Origin of the sequence: Sphingobium sp. SCG-1 (assembly GCF_002953135.1) — a bacterium.
Taxonomy (GTDB): Bacteria; Pseudomonadota; Alphaproteobacteria; order Sphingomonadales; family Sphingomonadaceae; genus Sphingobium.
Genome location: NZ_CP026372.1, coordinates 2,475,831 through 2,494,819, shown reverse-complemented (window position 1 = coordinate 2,494,819; position 18,989 = coordinate 2,475,831). Strand labels below are relative to the sequence as shown.

Here is an 18,989-nt window from a genome sequence, read left to right as displayed (position 1 = left end):
AGGCCGTTCGCCGCGCTGTTGACCTATGCGCCAGTGCCGCCTCACTTCCTCCATGCTGGAACGTGCCGGGTATGAAGAACCATCCAGGACGCTCTGGCTCTGGTTCGAAGGTGGCGAAAAATATGCGTACCAGAACGTGCCTGCCGACGTGTTCAACGCATTATGTCATGCGGAGTCCGCCGGAACATTCTTTAATGACTACATAAAAGATCGGTACGATTTCACGCGTGACCCCGCTCGCCGCCGCTTCGGTCCATGATCGCGACGCCGGGCTATGACAGGTTGTATGGTCGTCGACTTGAAATTGACGGCACCGCTTTCCTTATTGGGACAGTGCCGCCGGGCCACCCGGTCGCGAAGCACGAGCGAGAGGACAGTCGATGAGTTCCGATCAATCACGTAGCTGGATGTGGGGCGACGCAATCCTTCTGCTCAATCAGGTGCAGCGCCTCCACCATCAGTCTTTCGCACCGACGCGCCCCTCCGCCGGGATGGCCAATTGGGAGCCGCCCGCCGACGTGATGGAAACGGATTCGGAGGTTCTAGTGCTCATTGCCCTCCCGGGCGTTGATATGGAGCAGACCGAAGCATTCATCGAGGACAGTGTTCTGGTGGTACGCGGTCGTCGCATCCTGCCGCCTGAGCTGCGCACCGCCCGGATTCATCGAATGGAACTGCCGCAAGGCCGGTTTGAACGACGCTTGCCGTTGCCTGCTGGACGATATGAGGGCGTGCATCGGTCCAACGTCAACGGTTGCCTGCTGGTGACGCTGCAAAAGGCTTTTGTGGGGAGCGCAAGACGATGACGGATGGCTTTGCCCCGACAGCGGCCGGCATGCCCACTGAGGGCACTGACAATGTGCAGATGACGATGCCGCCGCTTCCGCAGGATGCGATCATTATCGTGCCCGTGCGTAAATTCGTGATGTTTCCAGAAGTGGTGCTCCCGCTCGCAATCGGACGAGCGGCGTCCGTGAATGCCGCGCAAGCTGCGGTTCGCGAGGGCCGTCCTATCGGCGTCCTTACGCAGCGCGACGCTGAGCTTAAAGATCCCGGCGCGTTGGACATGCACCGGATGGGCACTATTGCGAACGTCCTCCGCTATGTCACGGGAACAGATGAGACGCACCACCTGATCGTGCAGGGTGAGTCACGCTTCCGCGTTATCGAATTCCTGAATGGCTGGCCTTTCATGGTTGCGCGTGTGGAGCGGCTTGCCGAGCCGACCAATGATGGAGCCGCCATCGAAGCCCATATGATCCATCTACGCGGACAGGCGCTTGAGACAGTTCAGATGCTTCCGCAGGCGCCGCAGGGCTTGGGAGATGCGATCAGGAACATTACGTCGGCGTCGGCGCTGGCGGACATGGTGGCGGCCTATCTGGACGTCACGACGGAAGAAAAGCAGGAGATACTGGAGACGCTGGCGCTCGAACAGCGGCTGGACAAGGTATCGCGCCTGCTTGCGCAGCGGCTGGAGGTATTGAGGCTGTCGGCCGAGATCGGCCGCGACGTGCAGGAGAAGCTTGGCACCCGTCAGCGCGAGGCGCTGCTGCGCGAACAGATGGCAGCTATCCAGCGGCAATTGGGCGAGGACGAAGGCAACTCAGCGGAGTTCGCCGAGTTGCGCGCCGCCATTGCGGACGCCGGTATGCCCGAGGATGTGGAGAAACAGGCAACCAAGGAACTGCGCCGCCTGGAGCGGATGCCCGAAGGTGCGGCCGAGCATGGGATCATCCGCACCTATCTCGACTGGCTGATCGAATTGCCGTGGAAGCTGCCGGAAGAGAAGGTCATCGACATCGCAAAGGCGCGGGAGATCCTGGACGCGGATCATTACGGCCTAGACAAGATCAAGCGCCGGATCGTGGAATATCTCGCTGTGCGCAAACTTGCACCCGAGGGTAAGGCACCGATCCTGTGCTTCGTCGGTCCGCCTGGGGTAGGCAAAACGTCGCTCGGCCAGTCGATCGCCAAGGCGATGGGGCGTGAATTCGTCCGCGTCAGCCTGGGCGGCGTGCATGACGAGGCGGAGATCAGGGGCCACAGGCGCACTTATGTCGGCGCGCTTCCCGGCAACATCATACAGGCGATCCGCAAGGTCGGCACGCGCGACTGCGTAATGATGCTGGACGAGATCGACAAGCTGGGGCGGGGCATTCAGGGAGATCCGTCGGCAGCCATGCTGGAGGTTCTCGATCCGGAGCAGAACGGCACGTTCCGCGACAATTATCTGGGTGTGCCGTTCGACCTCAGCCGCGTGGTGTTCATCGCCACCGCCAATATGCTGGATACTTTGCCGGGACCGCTGCGGGACCGGATGGAGATCATATCGCTGGCCGGATATACCGAGGACGAGAAGCTTCATATCGCGCGGCGCTATCTTGTGCAGCGGCAGCTTCAGGCCAATGGCGTGACCAGCGAGCAAGTCGAGATCGATGACGACGCTATCAGCGCAATCATCCGTCATTATACGCGAGAGGCCGGCGTTCGAAATTTGGAGCGGGAGGTCGGCAAGATGATCCGCCACGCGGCCGTCAGGATCGCCGATGGCAGCGAAACGCATGTTCGGCTGTCGGAGCCGGACATCGAACCGGTAATGGGCGGGCGCATCTTCGAGAATGAAGTGGCGCAGCGCACCAGTGTACCAGGCGTGTCCACTGGTCTTGCCTGGACGCCCGTCGGCGGTGACATATTGTTCATCGAGGCCACGAAGATGCCGGGGAACGGACGGCTGATCCTCACCGGCCAACTCGGCGACGTCATGAAGGAAAGTGCGCAGGCTGCATTAAGTCTGGTGAAAAGCCGTGCCGCCACTCTGGGCATCGAGTCGGGCCAGTTCGAGAAGAGCGACATCCATGTGCATGTTCCCGCTGGCGCCACGCCCAAGGATGGACCAAGCGCGGGTGTGGCGATGTTCATGGCGCTGACATCGCTGCTTACCGGCAGGACGGTACGCAGCGATACGGCAATGACCGGCGAAATCTCGCTGCGGGGGTTGGTGCTGCCCGTGGGCGGTATCAAGGAGAAGGTTGTCGCGGCGGCAAGTGCCGGGATCACGCGCGTGATGCTGCCCGCTCGCAACAAGCGCGACTATGACGACATTCCCGCGAACGCGCGCGAGAAGCTGGAATTTGTTTGGCTGGAAAAGGTCGAGGAGGCCCTCGAAAGCAGTCTTGATCCTGTGCCCACGGGTAGCGAAGAGGCGGAGAGCATTAACTGAAGTTCGCGCCGGTCCGGGTAAGTTGCAGGCCGGGCGGACGAGTGGCACGCTTGATTGTCAGCGCATATTCATAGAGTTTTAGAGCCTTGATAAGGAGCATTGCGCATGAGCAAATCGCGATATGTTCGGCTTGTCGAACTATGGAAGGCTGAGTTGAAGGCGGCAGAGCTAACTGTCGATCACATCGCGGAGCTTACGCATCGCGCACTTGCCCGGCGTTATGCCCGGCTCGCTGGCATTGCGCATCGTCGCATGATGACGGCCTGAAGAAGAACAGCTTAGCGCCGATCCTGCTTCAAGTCTGCCAGCTTGACTTGATGGCTGATCGGTACCTGTCCGTCGAGCATTTCGACTTCCAACAGCACTGAGGGTTCTCGCGCCGACCAGTCGATGCTGATACGCCCGAAGTTGGGCATCAACGGCGCTTTTGCGATGCGGTTCTTGTTGGGACCGAACACCGGCCATACCTGCGTCAGACCGGAGGATGTGAGGTCGTAAAGCGGGTAGGGGACACCCTCGGACAGCTTCGACAGTTCGGCATAATGGGTGTCGCCGGATATCATGAACAGGTTCTCGACCTGCGCGAAATCGATGAGGTCCAGCAGTCGCTGGTGATCGGCCTGAAAATTGATCCAGGCCTCATAACCGGGCGCATCCGCCAGAACCTGTGTCGAGGATGCAAATATCCTTAAGTCCGCAGGCTTGCGCAGTTCTGCTTCGAGCCATTCCCACTGTGCCGCACCCAGCATGGTCGCGGCGGGATCTGGGTTGACGAAATACTGGCCTCTGTCTTTGGGTTCGACACTCATTCCGGTCAGAGCGGTGCGGAAGGTGCGATTGTCCGGCAGGATGATCTGCACGCGGCGGCCTTTGGGGCCGAAGAAATAGCTGGCGTAGATGCCTTCATGGCTCCGACGGAAGCCGTCCTTCGGTTCACCCCAGAATTCCAGGAACAGTTCCTTGGATTCGGCCTTTTTGGGGTATTCCGATCCGCCGTCATTCACACCAAAATCATGGTCGTCCCATGTTGCAATGCACGGCGTCGCGGCCCGCAGCGCCTTCACGCCGGGCTTGGCTGCGAAGCGGGTATATTTCTCCCGCATCACCGCCATGTCTTCGGTGTCGCCGTAGATATTGTCGCCCATGAAAATGAAAAGTTCTGGTTTCCACGCGTTCACCCGGTCCCATATCGGCTGCTCCTTGTCCTGATGCGCGCAGGAGCCGAAAGCGATGCGTGTCAGCGCCTTTTCCGCCGGGGCGGCCATCACGGGGGAGAAGGCCGCCAGCGAAGTCACAGCGACTCCGCCTTTCAGCAGCGAGCGGCGGCCAATCTCCCCCCTCATGCTCAGAAGCCCCGACGCAGGGTGACGAAGAACTGCTGCGGCGCGCCGGGAAGCAGCGTCTGGCCATCGCCGCTGTTGCTGAAGCCGCCCGAACCTACGGTCGAAACATATTCCTTGTCGAACAGGTTCGTCACCGAAGCTTCCAGTGCGAAGCCAGTCAGGAAGCCCATGTTTTCCGGTGCCTTGATCCCGACGCTGGCGTCGACAATGACCCGGCCGTTGACTGACTGGTCATTGGTATAGGTGTAATAGCGACGGGACATGTAGCTCGCGCCGACCCGGCCGAAGAACATCTCGCCATCATAGGCCAATTCGCCCGACGCGATGTGCTTGGGGCTGTCCACGACCGTCTTGCCGCGAGTCGGGATCACCGTCACGCCGCTCAGGACATTGTCGCGGTAGGTCGAGTCATTGTAGGCGTAAGAGGCCGTGGCGGACAGGCCCTGCATAAGGGTGACGGTGCCCGAAGCTTCGAAGCCATAGGAGCGGACTGAGCCGACGTTCTGCAATTCCGAGGGGCGACCCTCGATCGGCGCGCCGACCTGAACGCTCAGGATGCGGTCCTTGAAGTCAACATAGTAGGCCGCCAACGCACCTTGGAAGATACCCGAGCGGAAGCGCGCGCCGCCTTCTATCGTCTTGGAGCTTTCAGGCTTGAGAGTGTTGACGCTGGCGTTGAAGCTTGCCTGGCTTACGCCGAACAGGCCGGAGGTAGCGGCAGCCACGAACGGCCGGAAGTTCTCGGTGTAGTTGGCGAACAGTTCAGTATTGTCGTTGATGCTGAACAAAGCGCCGACCTGTGGCAGGAACCAGTCCTTCGACTCGATCTTTCCGGCAGCAAGGCCGCCAGTCACGATGCCGTTCGACGTGTTTTGGACCCGAACGCCCTTCCAGCCACCTGACAGGGTGAGGCTACCGAGTTCAATCTTGTCCGAGACATAATATTGCACCGTATCGCTCGTGTATTTGAACTCCCATTGCGTCGCGAACGGGTTGGTCTGGAACTTCAGGCTGTCGCGCGAAGGGCCAGCGAGCGTGTTCGCCAGGGAATAGAAGCGGCGGGCTTGATGGAAATCGTTATTCTCGACCCAGCCGCCCAGTTCGAACGTGTTCTGCCCCATCTCCCAGGTGACGCTGGCCAGTGAACCCATGCGATCCATGTCATATTCAGTCGTACGGATCGAGATCGGTGCGCCAGTCGGGCTTGGGACATAAGGCGTGTACCAAAGGCCCTGGCCGTGGTTATTGTGGTAGTAGCCCTGGAGTTTGAAGCGGATATCGCTTGTCAGTGGCGTTTCGAAAGTCAGGCCAGTCAGGTAATCCTGACGAAGGCCCGCAGCGTCGAAATAAGCGTCATCGACGGTCTGATATGGCGCGGGGAAGGTCAGGCCATATTGAGGATAAGGAAGGAATGCCGGATTGGCCGTTCCCGCATTCTGGTTCTGGTAAATTGCCGCCAGCCGGTACGCAGTGGCCCAATCGTTTGAGATATTGTCGAAGTTGCTGCCCAGCCGCCGGATCATGTCCGCCGACATGTCCTGATAGTCGTTCTCCCGACGGTCAGAGAAGTTGAAGAAGCCGGTGATCTTGCCATCGCCGAGATCGGCGACGACTTTCGCGTTCACCTGATGCTGGCGCTGTTCGCCTTCGCCTTTCCATTTACCGGCATGAAGATAGCCGTAGCTCAAATAGCCGCGCACGCCACCCAGGTCGCCGCTGTCGACACGCGCAAAGCCACGATAGGTGTCGTCGCTGCCGTATGTTCCCGACGCCGCGATATCCATGCTCTGCAAGGGATCGCGCGATGCGAACACCAGCGTACCGCCAAGATTGCTCACCGACGCGGTGGAAAGATTGCCAGCGCCCTGGCTGACGGTCACGCTACCAAGGTTCTCGGAAATGATGGCGCGGCTGATATGCAGACCGTTATAGTTGCCATAGCTCATGTCGCCGAGCGGAACGCCATCCAGCGTGAAGCCCAACTGATTCTGGTTGAAACCGCGTAGCGAAATGCGTGTCGACCATTCATAGGCGCCAAAAGCATCCGCACCCTGATAGTTCACGCCGGGCAGCTTGCTGATTGCCTTTAGCGGCGATGTGCCAGGGGTCAGCAGCTTTATATCGTCGGCACCGACAGTCTGCACCTGCCGCGTTTCGCCGAAGCCATAAACGACGATATCGCCACCGGCATTATCGGGTGCGGCCGCATCGAGGGGTGCTGCATCCTGTGCGAACGCGCTGTTGGGCAGGATGGAGAGGCTGGCGACGGAGGCCAGAAGAAGAAAGGCAGGACGACGCATGGATTATTCCCCCACAAGAACGATACTGTTCGAAGGGGCGTCTGCCTTGACGACATGACTGTATGGAGGCGCAGCAATTACGTTTCGATGACAGTTTGATGCGATTTTGTGACGGTGCAGAAATGCCACGGTGCCAGTGTCAGCAGGCCACTGCAGGCTGATGGTCGCTTTCGGCTATCGATCTTCCGTGTTCAGGTAAAATGCCCGAAGCGCGCGCGCATCGTGCAGCGCATTGTGAGGAACCCTGCTGTTGGCGGCTGCGCTGAAGCCGGTCGCATCGCGCAGTTCAAAGCGAAGCGGCGGGACCTCCACCATCTCTCCTGGACCGGTAACGAGCAACTTGCAGAAATGCGCTAGATCGTCAGGCCAGTCCGCAACGATTATCGGATCAGGATCACCCTGAAGATAAGCGGCAAGGTGCTGCGCCGCGTGTTCTCGTGTCAGTTCATAGTCGAGCGCCGGAGGAACGTGGCGCAGATAAGGAATGACCTTCTGCTCCACCCACGGATGCAGTTCGTCAGGGAGCGGCAGCGAGACATAGAATTCCTGATCGCCATCCTCCGGAACAAGCGCCAGGCTGATAAGATCGCCCTCAAAGCCGTTGAATTCGGTATCCAGGAAGTAAAGCATAGCAACATGTTCCGGCTGCAAAATGCGAGTGGACGCATTGCGCACCCGAAAGCCTACGCCATTGCTATCAAGCAGCGAGATCGCAGGATTGTCATTAAAGAAGTGGCTCCCCGGGACGGATTCGAACCATCGGCCGTCCGATTAACAGTCGGATGCTCTACCGCTGAGCTACCGGGGAGTGACCCGGCTTTCGTCGGGCAGGCCGCGCCTATAGCAGTGGATTTTCGTATAAAGCAAGTCCCGTCAGGCGATAAATTGCTCTGCGGCAATACGGTCGTCCAGTGTGTGCTCCGGATCGAAAAGCAACGTGAGCGGCGTCGTCCGATCGATTTTGACTTCAACGCTGGCGACATCGCGAACTTCGCGCTGATCGCCCACGGCGCTGACGGGACGTTTGACCGGATCGAGCACCGTGAAGGTGATCGCCGTATTTTCAGGCAGGATCGCTCCCCGCCAGCGGCGAGGGCGGAACGGGCTGATCGGCGTGAGCGCCATGAGCGCTGAACCGAGTGGCAGGATCGGACCGTGCGCCGAGAGGTTGTATGCCGTGGAACCCGCGGGCGTTGCTACCAGCACCCCGTCGCAAACCAGTTCGGGAAGCACGATTCGACCGTTCACCTCAACGGACAACCGGGCAGTCTGGCGCGTTTCGCGTAGCAAAGACACTTCGTTGATGGCCGGGATCGAGAACTGTTCACCGTCGACAGTGTTCACCGTCATACGGAGCGGATTGACCTTGAAATGCTTGGCAGCATCAAGGCGCTGGTCCAGCCGTTCCAGCCGCCACTCGTTCATCAGGAAGCCGACCGTCCCCAAGTTCATGCCGAAGACCGGCACGATCCGCCGCGCCTCCAGCATAGCGTGCAGCGCCTGAAGCATGAACCCGTCGCCGCCGAGCGCCACAACCATGTCGGCCTGCTCAAGCGGCACGAAATCATAGCTGGCGCGTAGGCGCTCCTCGGCGGCGCGCGCAGCCTGTGTGGGCGACGCGAGCAGCGCGCGCTTCGGTTCGTTACCGGAACTCACCGCTAGCCGCCGGTCACGCTCATATGGCGCACAGTTGCGGCAGACGCGTCGGCACCGATGCGGAAATCATGCGCCAGCGGCTTGGAGGCAAGTGCTGAGTCGAGCAAACTGTCCAGCGCGGCCACACCACCACTCCGGAAGGCGGCCTTAAGGTCGACATGATCCTCGTGGCCCAGACACATATAGATGCGGCCCTGGCAGGTCAGGCGCATCCGGTTGCAACCGGCACAAAAGTTTTCCGACAATGGCGTGATGAGGCCCAGCCGCGACTGCATCCCGTCAACCGCGAAATAGCGGGCAGGGCCGCCAGTGCGATCCGACAAGGGACTGACATCATATTCCTGACGAATGGCCTGCAAGGCATGGGACAGAGGAACAAAGCGGTCCGTGCGATCCTCGTCGACCTCGCCCAGCGGCATGGTCTCTATGAGGGTGAGGTCGTGCCCCTGCGCATCGCACCAGCGGAGCATGTCGACGAAAGCATGATCGTTAAGACCCTTCAAGGCAACCATGTTGATCTTGATGGAGAGGCCGCTGCTGCGCGCCGCGTCTAGACCAGCCATAACTTTGGCGATGTCGCCGCCGCGCGTGATAAAGGCAAACGTCTCCGGATCGAGCGTATCTAGACTGACGTTGATCCGCCGAATCCCGGCGTCCACCAGCATGTCGGCATGTTCGGCAAGATGCGTGCCGTTGGTCGTGAGTGTAAGTTCGTCGAGTCCTCGATCCAGATGGCGGCCGATGCGACGGGCAAGATCGCCGAAGTCGCGCCGCACCAACGGTTCACCGCCGCTCAACCGTATCTTTCGCACCCCTCGCGCGATAAACCGATCGGCGATGATCGCGATCTCCTCCAGTGTAAGTATCTGATTACGCGGAAGAAATGTCATTTTTTCCGACATGCAGTAGCGGCATCGGAGGTCGCACCGATCTGTTACGGAAATGCGCAGATACTCGATGCGCCGACCATGGACGTCAATCAAGGGTGCCACATCTGTCTTCTCGTTGGCGTCCATGTGCGTTAGCTAGGGCATGGCAGTGCCTTACGCAAGCGCTGGGCCTTGCGGAGATTGCGGTAACGCAGCGCTAATGGGTCCGCATTATGGCATGAGAGCAGAGCAGAACGGGGCAGCATTGATACGGGCGTTGGCGAATAGCATGGAGCAGCAGCAGAGTAGCAATCCTGATGCGCTGCGTTCGTTGTTCATCGTGTCCGATAAGGATCGCGATGGGCTGGCGGAGCTTGCGGCGCAGTGCGGCTGGAAGGCGACTGCCAAGCGCCGCAGCGACGACGCGGAGCGGCATTACCTTGCTGGCGACGCGACGGTGGCCCTGATCGACGTCCGCAAAGGAAAAGAAAGCCTGATCGATCAGATGGGCAGCGCCGTGGAGGCGTCCGGCGGAGCCTTGATCGCGCTGATCGAAGCGGCAGATATCCAGGCCGTTGCCCGATTAACGGCAGCAGGCGCCACACACTTCATTTGCGCCCCTGTCCTGCGGGAGAACCTGGCGGCAATCCTCGCATCTGCCGATATCATGGTAGCCCGTCTCAGCGGCCGTGCCGCATTTAACAGTCAATTTCAGCATCCAGTTAGCGCTCCCCGGAACGTGGACATGGACTTTCTAACGGGTCTTTCCAGCAGGCAGGCGGCGGTGCGGTGGCTGGAAGAGCAGTTGAAGGCAGAGGGCAGTCCGTTGGTGCTTCTTCTGTCGATTGGCCCCTTTGATCGCATCAACGCCGCTTATGGGCAGATGGCAGGCGACGCCCTGCTGGGCCGCATCGCGAGGCGCGTCGAGCGGCTGGTGGAGGAATATGTCGGCCCCCACGCGATGATAGCTCGGGTCGCCGGGACAGAGTATATGATTGGCGCTTCGGCCAATGTTCTGGGAACCGACCGCGCTGTGTTCCTGGCGCGCAGGATCGTCGCCGTCATTTCGCAGCCGTTTAGCGCGGGCGATCATTTGATCCGACTCACTGGGCGGTGCGGCATCGCCGAAGGCGTATCGGGAGATAGCGCGACGCGCCTGCTCAGGCGGGCCGGGACGGCGCTGGCAGACGCGAAGCAGTCGGACGGGGAAGGCATTCGCATCCTGACCGCAACGGAGCGCAGTCGTGACGCGGACCCGGACCGGCTGGAAAGCGATTTGCGGTTGGCGCTTGATCGGGGCGAGATCGATGTCGTTTTCCAACCGCAATATGCGTGCGCCGATAACCGTCTTACTGGAGTCGAAGCGCTCGCGCGCTGGAATCATCCGCATTATGGGGCGCTGGGCGCCGGAGCGTTGTTTTCTGCGGCAGAGCGGTCGGACTTCTTGTTGCCCCTGTCGGCGCATATTCAGGCAGAAGCGTTACGGCAGGCAGCCGCTTGGCCGAAAGTGCTATCAGCCTTGCGGCTCTCGCTCAATGTTACCGCTTCCGACATCTCCCAGCCTAGGTTTTTGGAGGGCTTCCTCCAAACGGTCGATAGTAGTGGCTTTCCGCGGTCGCGGCTGACAGTCGAGATAACCGAGAGCGGGCTTATCGAGGACATAAGGGCAGCGGCGGCGCTGCTGGACAGGTTGCGCGCCGAAGGTCTGGCAGTTGCGATCGACGATTTTGGAACGGGCTATTCCAGCCTCGCTTATCTCAAGGCGCTGCCGCTCGATTATCTCAAGATCGACAGCGGCCTTGCACAGGATATCGCCGGTTCGGAGCGCGACCGTATCATCGTTCGCGGCGTGATCGACATGGCGCACGCCCTGGGCATGCAGGTAATCGCCGAGGGGGTGGAAACGGAGGAGCAGCGGGCACTGCTCGCCGCTCAGGGTTGCAGCTATTATCAGGGCTTTCTGAAATCTCCCGCCGTGTCCGCTGTCGATCTCGCCGCACTTGTAGAGGGGTAGCCCGCCCGCACCGGTCAGGCTGGTGAAAACACGCCGCTCTGTTCGTCCAGCACATTGAGCACGCCGTCGGCAATGGCGAAGAACGCGCCGACAAGCTTGAGATCGCCCGACCGTTCCTTCGAACGGATGCAGGGGAAGGTGCGGAGATTCGCCAGGCTCACCTTCACGCCTTCCTCCTCCATGGCCCGCTTGGCTTGTGGCGTGCTGTGGTCGGGATGTTCCGCCACGACATGCGCGCGTGCATCGTCGAGCAGCTTGATCCAGTTGGCGATGAAACCCCCTTCGCCGGGCGGCTGATCTTTGAGATCGCCCGACAATGCTGCGCCGCAGCCCCCGCAGCTCCCATGCCCCATCACCACGATCTCGCCGACCTTGAGCACCTGCACCGCAAATTCCAGTGCGGCGGATACGCCATGCAGGCCCGGCGTGGTCTCGAACGGTGGAACTAGCGCCGCGACGTTGCGGACAACAAATATCTCACCGGGATTCGTATCGAATATCTGCGCGGGATCTACGCGACTGTCGGAACAGGCGATTATCATTACTCGGGGCGATTGACCCTCGCGCAACTCACCCCAACGCTCACGCTGCTGCGCCCAACCTGCTTGCCGGAAACGACGATAGCCCGAAATCATGTCCGCGAAATCAGTCATAGTGTCTCCCCAGATAGGTGCGGTTTGCGATAGGGAAGGGGGAAGCCACTGGCAAGACGCGTCGGGGATCGCTATGTGGGCGTCATGAATGAAATCCTGCCTGTCGGCCCCGCCGCCCTTGGTACTGCTCGCGTCCGTAAGCCTGATTGGATACGCGTTAAAGCGCCGACCAGTCCTGGCTACGTTGAAACCAAGAAGCTCATGCGGGAAAAGGGGCTGGCGACAGTTTGCGAAGAAGCCGCTTGCCCCAACATCGGGGAATGCTGGAGCAAAAAGCACGCGACGGTAATGATCCTGGGCGACGTGTGCACGCGCGCCTGCGCCTTCTGCAACGTCAAAACGGGAATGCCGCGCAAGGTCGACCCGCTGGAGCCAATGCACTTGGCGGAAGCCGCTGCCGAGATGGGGCTGGAGCACATCGTCATCACCTCCGTGGACCGCGACGACTTGCCGGATGGCGGCGCTTCGCAGTTCGTGAAGGTCATTCAGGAGCTTCGGCGGACTACGCCGAAAACAACAATCGAAATCCTGACGCCAGACTTTCGCAACAAACATGAAGCCGCCGTCGAAGCGATCGTTGCCGCGCGGCCCGATGTTTACAATCACAATCTGGAAACGGTACCACGCCTTTATCCGACGATCCGGCCGGGCGCACGTTATTACGCCTCGCTCCGCTTGCTGGAGACCGTGAAGAAGCACGATCCTTCGATCTTTACCAAATCCGGGATCATGCTTGGGCTGGGTGAAGAGCGGCTGGAAGTGCATCAGGTGATGGACGACATGCGGTCAGCAGACATCGACTTCCTGACGATGGGCCAGTATCTGCAACCCACGCCCAAACACGCTAAAGTCATTGAGTTTGTCGCGCCGGCTGGCTTCAATGCCTATGCGGCTATCGCTCGGGCCAAAGGCTTTTTGCAGGTGGCGTCCAGTCCGCTGACGCGCTCAAGCTACCATGCAGGCAAGGACTTTGCCGAGATGCGCGCGGCGCGGGAAGCCAAACTGGCGAAGAAGGCTGGCCATGCCCCGGCATGAGGAGACCCGTCATCTGCCCTACACGCCGGAGCAGATGTTCGACCTTGTGGCGGACGTGCAGCGCTATGAAGAGTTTCTTCCCTGGGTGAGCGCCATCCGTATTCGCTCCGGCAGCGAGACCGAAATGGTCGCCGATATGGTGGTCGGCTTCAAGGGTTTGCGCGAGACGTTCACGTCTAAGGTCGTGAAAAAGCGGCCGGAGGAAGTGCGTGTCGATTATCTCGATGGCCCGCTGAAGTACCTCTACAACCTGTGGCACTTTCGCAGCGACGGGCAGGGGGGCGTTTTAGTCGATTTCACTGTCGACTTCGCATTCAAGAACAGGTTGTTCGAAGCATTGGCTGGGCAGGTATTCGATAGCGCCTTGCGGAAGATGATCGGCGCCTTTGAGGCGCGGGCACAGGCACTTTATGGAGCAGGTGCATCCGGCAACAATAGTTCGAGCGCGCAAAGCGCTGCCTGAAGGCGAACGCCGCCGCGACCATTATCCTCGAAATGCCGTGTGTCAGCGACGGCGGCATCTTCCGGCGCACCTTTTTCAGCGCGCGCGAATACGACAGTGCCCACTGGCTTTTGCTCCGAGCCACCCCCCGGACCGGCAACACCCGTGATCGCGACGGCGACATCCGCATCGGTTCGCGTCAAGGCACCCTGAGCCATCGCCCATGCGACCGCTATCGATACCGCTCCAAACGTATCCAGCACATCCTCCGAAATCTTGAGCAACTCACGCTTCATCTCGTTGGAATAGGTCACGAACCCCGCGGAAAACACGTCCGAAGAACCGGGAATTTCGGTAAGGGCGGCTGACACCAGTCCGCCCGTGCAGCTTTCGGCTACGGCGATAACGCGACCGGCACGCCGGTTGGCCTCCACCACCCTGTTCGCGAGCGTGACCAGTTCCTGCGGCAAAATCGTGTCTGGCATGGAATCAGAACCCTTCGGGCATGGACAAAGTTGCAATGGCTTGCGCGGCGATGCCTTCGCCCCGCCCGGTAAAGCCAAGCCGCTCCGTAGTGGTCGCCTTGATGCTTACCCTATTAATGTTAATCCGCAGCAATTCAGCGACGCGGGCGCGCATTACGTCGCGATGCGGCCCGATTTTGGGCGCCTCGCAGATGATGGTAAGATCGACGTGATTGATGGCGCCGCCACGGGCATTTACCAGATCGCGGGCATATTCGAGAAAACGGGACGAAGCAGCCCCGCGCCATTGCGGGTCGGACGGCGGAAAATGGCTCCCGATGTCACCGTCCGCCAGCGCTCCAAGAATGGCGTCTACAAGCGCATGAAGCGCCACATCCGCATCGCTGTGCCCAGACAGACCTTTGTCGTGGGGCACCTCAACGCCGCAAAGCCACAACGCTTCACCAGCGACAAGCCGATGCACATCGTATCCCATACCGGTGCGAGCATCGTAGAGACCGCGGAGACGTCTTTCCGCGTGCTCGAAGTCTGCCGGGAGGGTTAGCTTTTCAAGCATTAAGTCGCCTTCGACCAGTTTCACGTTGATCCCCAACGCCCGGACCATTTGCGCGTCGTCGGTCGGTTCTTCCGGCCCGCTCCACCTTGCGTGCGCATCGCGAACAACCTCGTAGCGGAAGGCTTGCGGTGTCTGGATGCGATAAAGACCGCTCCTGTCCACAACTTCACTGAGATATTGATCGCCGCCCGCCAGCGTATCTACGACCGGGAGCACAGGGATCGCTGCGTCGTGCGTGTCCAAACCTTCAAGCAACCTGTCGATCACCGGCATGTTCAAAAAAGGCCGCGCTGCGTCATGTATGAGGACGTGATCGGCTGCATCTACGGCCTTGAGACCCGCGTACACCGACTTCCGTCGGCTCGCTCCGCCAATAGTGTAGCTAATCTTGTCCTGACCAATGGCGCCGACCGCAGCTCGCGCAGCCGTTTCCTCGCCACTGCCGATTACAATGATGATTTTATGAATCGCCTCATGTCGTGCCAATGCCTCTAGGGCGTGGGAAAGGACCGATCTTCCCGCAAGTTGCCGGTATTGTTTGGGAAGGTCCCCGCCCGCCCGAGTGCCTTTCCCGGCGGCGACAAGGATGGCGACAGTTTTGCGCGAGATCATGGCGCGCGCATAGCCGAGTAAGGCAACCGCCGCCAGTCGCTTGCCGTACCAACCAATTGCGGCTATGGGACTGCCTCATTTTTAGGCACGATTTCATAATGCATAATGACGCTCCCCGTTCGTCAATCCGGCCAATCGCCATTGGCAATGTTCGCATCGATCAACCAGTGATTCTGGCGCCGATGACGGGTGTCACGGATATGCCGTTTCGCACTTTGGTTCGCCGCTACGGCTGCGGATTGAATGTGACGGAAATGATTGCGTCGGCCGCGATGATCCGGGAGACGCGGCAGTCTATACAGAAAGCCGCCTGGCACCCTATCGAAGAGCCGGTTTCGATGCAGCTTGCCGGATGCTCTCCAACTGAAATGGCGGAAGCGGCCAAGCTGAACGCGGATCGCGGCGCCGCGATCATCGACATCAATATGGGTTGTCCGGTCAAAAAAGTTGTCAATGGTGACGCAGGCAGTGCCCTGATGCGGGACCTGCCACTCGCCGCAGCACTCATAGAAGCTACCGTCAAGGCGGTGGACGTGCCGGTGACCGTCAAGATGCGCATGGGCTGGGATCATAGCAGCCTGAACGCTCCGGAACTGGCGCACATCGCGGAGGATCTGGGGGCGAAGCTCATTACCGTCCATGGCCGCACCCGCAATCAGATGTACAAGGGCTCGGCAGATTGGGCCTTTGTCCGTCAGGTCAAAGACGCAGTGTCGCTGCCGGTGATCGTGAACGGCGACATCTGCTCGCTGGAGGACGCAGACACCGCCCTTGTTCAGAGCGGCGCGGACGGCGTGATGATCGGGCGAGGGGCCTATGGTCGACCGTGGCTGATTGGGCAGGTCATGCACTGGTTCGCGACGGGCGAAAGGTTGAGCGATCCTTCACTTGAAGAACAATACGGCGTGATAATCGAGCATTATCGCGCGATGCTCGATCACTATGGAACCGACACCGGTGTGAACATGGCGCGCAAGCACATTGGCTGGTATACCAAAGGCTTACCGGGTTCTGCGGAATTCCGTCACGCCGTTAACAAGGAACCGGCGGCAGATCGCGTGATGAACATGCTCGCCGATTTCTACGAACCGCTGATAGTCAGCGGTAGCACGCCGCTTGACGATCTGCCGTTCGTCCAAGCTGCCTGAACGTGGTGCGCATGTCAGCGCCGCCAACTCGTCAAGACAACGGTTCTCCATCGCTCAGCGACGTCATCACGGCCTTTCCTGTCGCCACTCTGGTCGTTGCGCCGGACAACCGTATCGCCAACGCCAATGTCCGGGCGGAGACGCTGCTTAACATGGCGCGTTCGGCTATCGTCGGGAGCGACATCAGCCGAACCCTCCGCATGGCGGACATGGATGGCCGGTATGACATCTGGAACTCGGACACGCCTCTGGCAGCCTATGATGTTCAGGTGCACGCCGGTCGCACTGCCGCTATGGAAGTAGACCTCATGATAGCGCCCATCCCGGATCATGAAGGCTGGCGGGTAGTATCGGTTCATTCCAAGAGTGAAGCCCAGAAGATCGCCTATCGCCGTACGGCGGGAGGCACGCGATCGGCCATGGGTGCGGCCGCGATATTGGCGCATGAGATCAAAAATCCCCTTTCCGGCATTCGCGGCGCGGCACAGTTGCTGGACTCGGGCGACGATGAAAGTGCCACGGCTCTGACCCAGCTTATTTGCAACGAAGTGGATCGCATTGCGGCGCTGATCGACCGTATGCAGGATTTCACGACCGAGCGCCCCTTGGTCTGCCGACCGGAAAACATTTATCCGCTGATCGACCGGGCAGCCGAAGTGGCTGTCGCGGGTTTCGCGCGCGACGTGCATTTGACGAAAAGCTATGATCCATCGCTGCCTTTTGCCCTGGTGAATGGCGACGCCCTTGTCCAGATCATGATTAACCTGCTGAAAAACTCGGCGGAAGCGCTTTTTCCGCGCGAGAGGCCAATTAAAAATCCGCGGATCAGGATTGTTACGGCGTTTCGCCACGGCATGTCGGTGATGCTGCCAGGAGGCAAAGGCAATTCCTCGTTACCTATCGAGATATTGGTCATCGACAACGGGCCGGGCGTGCCGGAACATATCCGTGACGACCTCTTCAATCCGTTCATTACAGGCAAGCGGACCGGGCAGGGGCTTGGTCTCGCGCTCGTAGACAAGCTGGTGCGCGATATGAATGGCTTCGTCCAATATCAGCGGGATCAGGAAGCCGGAGAAACCATTTTCCGAATTTTGTTACCAATGGGGATAGGATGATGGTGGCGCTGGCGCATGGTCTTTCGGGCAGAGTGCTGGTCGTCGATGATGATCCGGCGATCTGCGTCGTCGTCGGAGAGGCGCTGCGCAGGCAGGGGCATAAGGTCAAGACTGCCGCCTCGATCGGTGAGCGCGCGGCTTTGCTGGACAGCTTTACGCCCGATGTGCTTATCACCGACGTGATGCTGCCCGACGGTAATGGCCTGGACGATGTTGCCGGGATCATCGCGGATAGCCCGAACATCAGCGTCATCATATTATCCGCGCAGAACACCCTCAACACGGCTGTGCGCGCTACGGAGAAGGGTGCATTCGAATATCTGCCGAAACCTTTCGATCTTAACGAACTGACCCGCGCTGTCGCCGATGCGCTGGTAATGCGTCGTCAGAGTGTGGTGTCGGACGATGGCGGAATTGCCGATGCTCCGCAGGAGCATGACGGGCTGCCGCTCGTCGGACGATCGCCGGCGATGCAGGAAGTCTATCGGACGATCGCTCGGGTGGTTTCGAATGACCTTACAATCCTCGTTCTCGGGGAGTCAGGCACGGGCAAGGAACTGGTTGCCGAAGCCATTCACAAGCTTGGGAGCAGGCGGGCCAAGCCTTTCGTCGCAATAAATATGGCGGCGATTCCGCGTGAGTTGATCGAGGCTGAGCTGTTCGGCTACGAAAAAGGCGCTTTTACTGGCGCTCACGCGCGCAGCGCGGGCAAATTCGAGCAAGCCAACGGCGGAACGCTTTTCCTGGATGAGATCGGCGACATGCCGATGGAAGCGCAAACTCGCCTATTGCGTGTCCTTCAGTCGGGCGAGGTGACTACGGTCGGCGGGTCCAGCCAGGTCAAAGTGAATGTGCGGATCATTGCCGCCACGAATCAGGATTTGGCGGGATTGATTGCCGAAAACAGGTTTCGCGAAGACCTCTATTACCGGCTGAATGTCGTTCCAATTCCCTTACCTGCATTGCGGGAACGGCGAGACGACATTCCATTGCTGGCCCGGCATTTCCTGGAAGTGGCGGCGAAGGAAGGCCTCCCTCGTAAGACGTTGGCAGATGACGCGGCAAGGCTTCTGGGAAACTGGCATTGGCCCGGCAATGTGCGGGAACTTCAGAATCTGATGCAGCGGCTCGCCGTGCTGGCGCGTGATACGATCATCACGTCGGACATATTGCGGCAAAACCTTCCGCTACCTGCAACAGGAAGCGAGATGATAGCCGGTCGAGCCGATCGTTTGGTTGAGGCTGTGCGGGAATGGACACGGGAGCAGCTTGCCGTCGGTGATCTCGCCGCGCAAGAACACCTGCACGAAGACCTATTGGCTCTCATTGAACCGGTGCTTTTTCGAGAAACGCTTATCAGCACGGACAGCAACCAGATACGGGCAGCCAATATGCTGGGCATAAACCGTAACACGCTGCGATCGAAGTTGACCGACTACGGTATAGACCCTGCCCAGCTACGCCGATCGGAGGATTAGGCGATCAATGCCCCCGAAGCCTCGACCAACTGAAATAAAACAGAAAATAACTGTGTT

General features: G+C 59.8%; 18 protein-coding genes and 1 tRNA gene. 10 read left to right on the top strand and 9 right to left on the bottom strand.

Annotated elements, in window-relative coordinates:
- Positions 1 to 52 precede the first annotated feature (52 nt).
- From C1T17_RS11400 to C1T17_RS21320, 4 genes are all read left to right on the top strand, one after another.
- Positions 53 to 259: a KTSC domain-containing protein gene (locus C1T17_RS11400; RefSeq protein WP_189338318.1), complete on the top strand. Its 207-nt coding sequence runs from the start codon at positions 53 to 55 to the stop codon at positions 257 to 259.
- A 121-nt stretch (positions 260 to 380) separates the two neighbouring features.
- Positions 381 to 806, top strand: coding sequence for an Hsp20/alpha crystallin family protein (locus C1T17_RS11395; RefSeq protein WP_104953548.1), 426 nt, complete (start codon positions 381 to 383; stop codon positions 804 to 806).
- Positions 803 to 3,223 carry an endopeptidase La gene (gene lon, locus C1T17_RS11390; protein ID WP_104953547.1) on the top strand — a complete coding sequence of 807 codons (2,421 nt, stop codon included), beginning with the start codon at positions 803 to 805 and terminating at the stop codon, positions 3,221 to 3,223. The genes C1T17_RS11395 and lon overlap by 4 nt, the downstream gene beginning before the upstream one ends.
- 105 nt (positions 3,224 to 3,328) lie before the next feature.
- Positions 3,329 to 3,490, top strand: a complete 162-nt coding sequence (locus C1T17_RS21320) for a hypothetical protein (protein ID WP_189338317.1) — start codon at positions 3,329 to 3,331, stop codon at positions 3,488 to 3,490.
- Positions 3,491 to 3,501: 11 nt separating this feature from the next.
- Here the strand turns inward: C1T17_RS21320 and C1T17_RS11385 are convergent, their stop codons facing one another.
- The 6 genes from C1T17_RS11385 to moaA all read right to left on the bottom strand — a co-directional run bounded on the left by C1T17_RS11385 (position 3,502) and on the right by moaA (position 9,538).
- Complete coding sequence (locus tag C1T17_RS11385) at positions 3,502 to 4,566, bottom strand: alkaline phosphatase D family protein (protein WP_104953546.1); 1,065 nt, start codon at positions 4,564 to 4,566, stop codon at positions 3,502 to 3,504.
- 2 nt (positions 4,567 to 4,568) lie between these two features.
- Positions 4,569 to 6,866, bottom strand: a complete 2,298-nt coding sequence (locus C1T17_RS11380) for a TonB-dependent receptor (RefSeq protein ID WP_104953545.1) — start codon at positions 6,864 to 6,866, stop codon at positions 4,569 to 4,571.
- A 174-nt stretch (positions 6,867 to 7,040) separates the two neighbouring features.
- Positions 7,041 to 7,496 (bottom strand): 3'-5' exoribonuclease, encoded by a 456-nt coding sequence (locus C1T17_RS11375; RefSeq protein ID WP_104953544.1) that lies wholly within the window; start codon positions 7,494 to 7,496, stop codon positions 7,041 to 7,043.
- Between the two features lie 103 nt (positions 7,497 to 7,599).
- A tRNA-Asn gene (locus C1T17_RS11370) sits at positions 7,600 to 7,674 on the bottom strand.
- Positions 7,675 to 7,739: 65 nt separating this feature from the next.
- Positions 7,740 to 8,522 carry an NAD kinase gene (locus C1T17_RS11365; protein ID WP_104953543.1) on the bottom strand — a complete coding sequence of 261 codons (783 nt, stop codon included), beginning with the start codon at positions 8,520 to 8,522 and terminating at the stop codon, positions 7,740 to 7,742.
- Positions 8,523 to 8,524: 2 nt separating this feature from the next.
- On the bottom strand, positions 8,525 to 9,538 hold the full coding sequence (gene moaA / locus C1T17_RS11360; protein WP_104953542.1) for a GTP 3',8-cyclase MoaA: 1,014 nt from the start codon (positions 9,536 to 9,538) through the stop codon (positions 8,525 to 8,527).
- Positions 9,539 to 9,680: 142 nt separating this feature from the next.
- Here moaA and C1T17_RS11355 point away from each other — a divergent pair, with 142 nt between their 5' ends.
- Positions 9,681 to 11,405, top strand: a complete 1,725-nt coding sequence (locus C1T17_RS11355) for a putative bifunctional diguanylate cyclase/phosphodiesterase (RefSeq protein WP_104953541.1) — start codon at positions 9,681 to 9,683, stop codon at positions 11,403 to 11,405.
- A 14-nt stretch (positions 11,406 to 11,419) separates the two neighbouring features.
- On the opposite strand, the gene C1T17_RS11350 is transcribed toward C1T17_RS11355, so the two are convergent.
- Entirely contained in the window at positions 11,420 to 12,058 is a 639-nt protein-coding gene (locus C1T17_RS11350; RefSeq protein ID WP_104953540.1) for a carbonic anhydrase, read from the bottom strand.
- A gap of 84 nt (positions 12,059 to 12,142) precedes the next feature.
- On the opposite strand from C1T17_RS11350, the gene lipA reads away from it, so the two are divergent.
- Together lipA and C1T17_RS11340 are read left to right on the top strand one after the other, a co-directional pair.
- Positions 12,143 to 13,093 carry a lipoyl synthase gene (gene lipA, locus C1T17_RS11345; protein WP_104953539.1) on the top strand — a complete coding sequence of 317 codons (951 nt, stop codon included), beginning with the start codon at positions 12,143 to 12,145 and terminating at the stop codon, positions 13,091 to 13,093.
- The gene (locus C1T17_RS11340) at positions 13,080 to 13,556 is read left to right on the top strand and encodes a type II toxin-antitoxin system RatA family toxin (RefSeq protein WP_104953538.1); all 477 of its coding nucleotides are present in this window, start codon (positions 13,080 to 13,082) and stop codon (positions 13,554 to 13,556) included. Before lipA ends, C1T17_RS11340 begins: the two co-directional genes overlap by 14 nt.
- Here C1T17_RS11340 and C1T17_RS11335 read toward each other — a convergent pair.
- Positions 13,502 to 14,020 carry a CinA family protein gene (locus C1T17_RS11335; RefSeq protein WP_104953537.1) on the bottom strand — a complete coding sequence of 173 codons (519 nt, stop codon included), beginning with the start codon at positions 14,018 to 14,020 and terminating at the stop codon, positions 13,502 to 13,504. The two genes, C1T17_RS11340 and C1T17_RS11335, sit on opposite strands and share 55 nt — an antisense overlap.
- Positions 14,021 to 14,024: 4 nt before the next feature.
- Positions 14,025 to 15,188, bottom strand: coding sequence for a bifunctional 2-C-methyl-D-erythritol 4-phosphate cytidylyltransferase/2-C-methyl-D-erythritol 2,4-cyclodiphosphate synthase (locus tag C1T17_RS11330; RefSeq protein WP_104953536.1), 1,164 nt, complete (start codon positions 15,186 to 15,188; stop codon positions 14,025 to 14,027).
- Positions 15,189 to 15,286: 98 nt separating this feature from the next.
- Here C1T17_RS11330 and dusB point away from each other — a divergent pair, with 98 nt between their 5' ends.
- Genes dusB through ntrC form a run of 3 tightly spaced genes read left to right on the top strand, consistent with a single transcriptional unit; the run spans position 15,287 to position 18,932 of the window.
- Positions 15,287 to 16,336: a tRNA dihydrouridine synthase DusB gene (gene dusB, locus C1T17_RS11325; RefSeq protein WP_104953535.1), complete on the top strand. Its 1,050-nt coding sequence runs from the start codon at positions 15,287 to 15,289 to the stop codon at positions 16,334 to 16,336.
- Between the two features lie 11 nt (positions 16,337 to 16,347).
- Positions 16,348 to 17,454 carry a two-component system sensor histidine kinase NtrB gene (locus C1T17_RS11320; RefSeq protein ID WP_104953534.1) on the top strand — a complete coding sequence of 369 codons (1,107 nt, stop codon included), beginning with the start codon at positions 16,348 to 16,350 and terminating at the stop codon, positions 17,452 to 17,454.
- A complete protein-coding gene (ntrC, locus tag C1T17_RS11315) occupies positions 17,451 to 18,932 on the top strand; it encodes a nitrogen regulation protein NR(I) (RefSeq protein WP_411269190.1) in 1,482 nt (493 codons plus the stop codon). Before C1T17_RS11320 ends, ntrC begins: the two co-directional genes overlap by 4 nt.
- Positions 18,933 to 18,989 lie beyond the last annotated feature (57 nt).

Bases quoted from the DNA above. Each gene is read 5' to 3' on its own strand.
- C1T17_RS11400 (WP_189338318.1), top strand. From the start codon at position 53: ATGCTGGAACGTGCCGGGTATGAAGAACCATCCAGGACGCTCTGGCTC.
- C1T17_RS11395 (WP_104953548.1), top strand. From the start codon at position 381: ATGAGTTCCGATCAATCACGTAGCTGGATGTGGGGCGACGCAATCCTT.
- lon (WP_104953547.1), top strand. From the start codon at position 803: ATGACGGATGGCTTTGCCCCGACAGCGGCCGGCATGCCCACTGAGGGC.
- C1T17_RS21320 (WP_189338317.1), top strand. From the start codon at position 3,329: ATGAGCAAATCGCGATATGTTCGGCTTGTCGAACTATGGAAGGCTGAG.
- C1T17_RS11385 (WP_104953546.1), bottom strand. From the start codon at position 4,566: ATGAGGGGGGAGATTGGCCGCCGCTCGCTGCTGAAAGGCGGAGTCGCT.
- C1T17_RS11380 (WP_104953545.1), bottom strand. From the start codon at position 6,866: ATGCGTCGTCCTGCCTTTCTTCTTCTGGCCTCCGTCGCCAGCCTCTCC.
- C1T17_RS11375 (WP_104953544.1), bottom strand. From the start codon at position 7,496: ATGCTTTACTTCCTGGATACCGAATTCAACGGCTTTGAGGGCGATCTT.
- moaA (WP_104953542.1), bottom strand. From the start codon at position 9,538: ATGGACGCCAACGAGAAGACAGATGTGGCACCCTTGATTGACGTCCAT.
- C1T17_RS11355 (WP_104953541.1), top strand. From the start codon at position 9,681: ATGGAGCAGCAGCAGAGTAGCAATCCTGATGCGCTGCGTTCGTTGTTC.
- C1T17_RS11350 (WP_104953540.1), bottom strand. From the start codon at position 12,058: ATGACTGATTTCGCGGACATGATTTCGGGCTATCGTCGTTTCCGGCAA.
- lipA (WP_104953539.1), top strand. From the start codon at position 12,143: ATGAATGAAATCCTGCCTGTCGGCCCCGCCGCCCTTGGTACTGCTCGC.
- C1T17_RS11340 (WP_104953538.1), top strand. From the start codon at position 13,080: ATGCCCCGGCATGAGGAGACCCGTCATCTGCCCTACACGCCGGAGCAG.
- C1T17_RS11335 (WP_104953537.1), bottom strand. From the start codon at position 14,020: ATGCCAGACACGATTTTGCCGCAGGAACTGGTCACGCTCGCGAACAGG.
- C1T17_RS11330 (WP_104953536.1), bottom strand. From the start codon at position 15,188: ATGATCTCGCGCAAAACTGTCGCCATCCTTGTCGCCGCCGGGAAAGGC.
- dusB (WP_104953535.1), top strand. From the start codon at position 15,287: ATGCATAATGACGCTCCCCGTTCGTCAATCCGGCCAATCGCCATTGGC.
- C1T17_RS11320 (WP_104953534.1), top strand. From the start codon at position 16,348: ATGTCAGCGCCGCCAACTCGTCAAGACAACGGTTCTCCATCGCTCAGC.
- ntrC (WP_411269190.1), top strand. From the start codon at position 17,451: ATGATGGTGGCGCTGGCGCATGGTCTTTCGGGCAGAGTGCTGGTCGTC.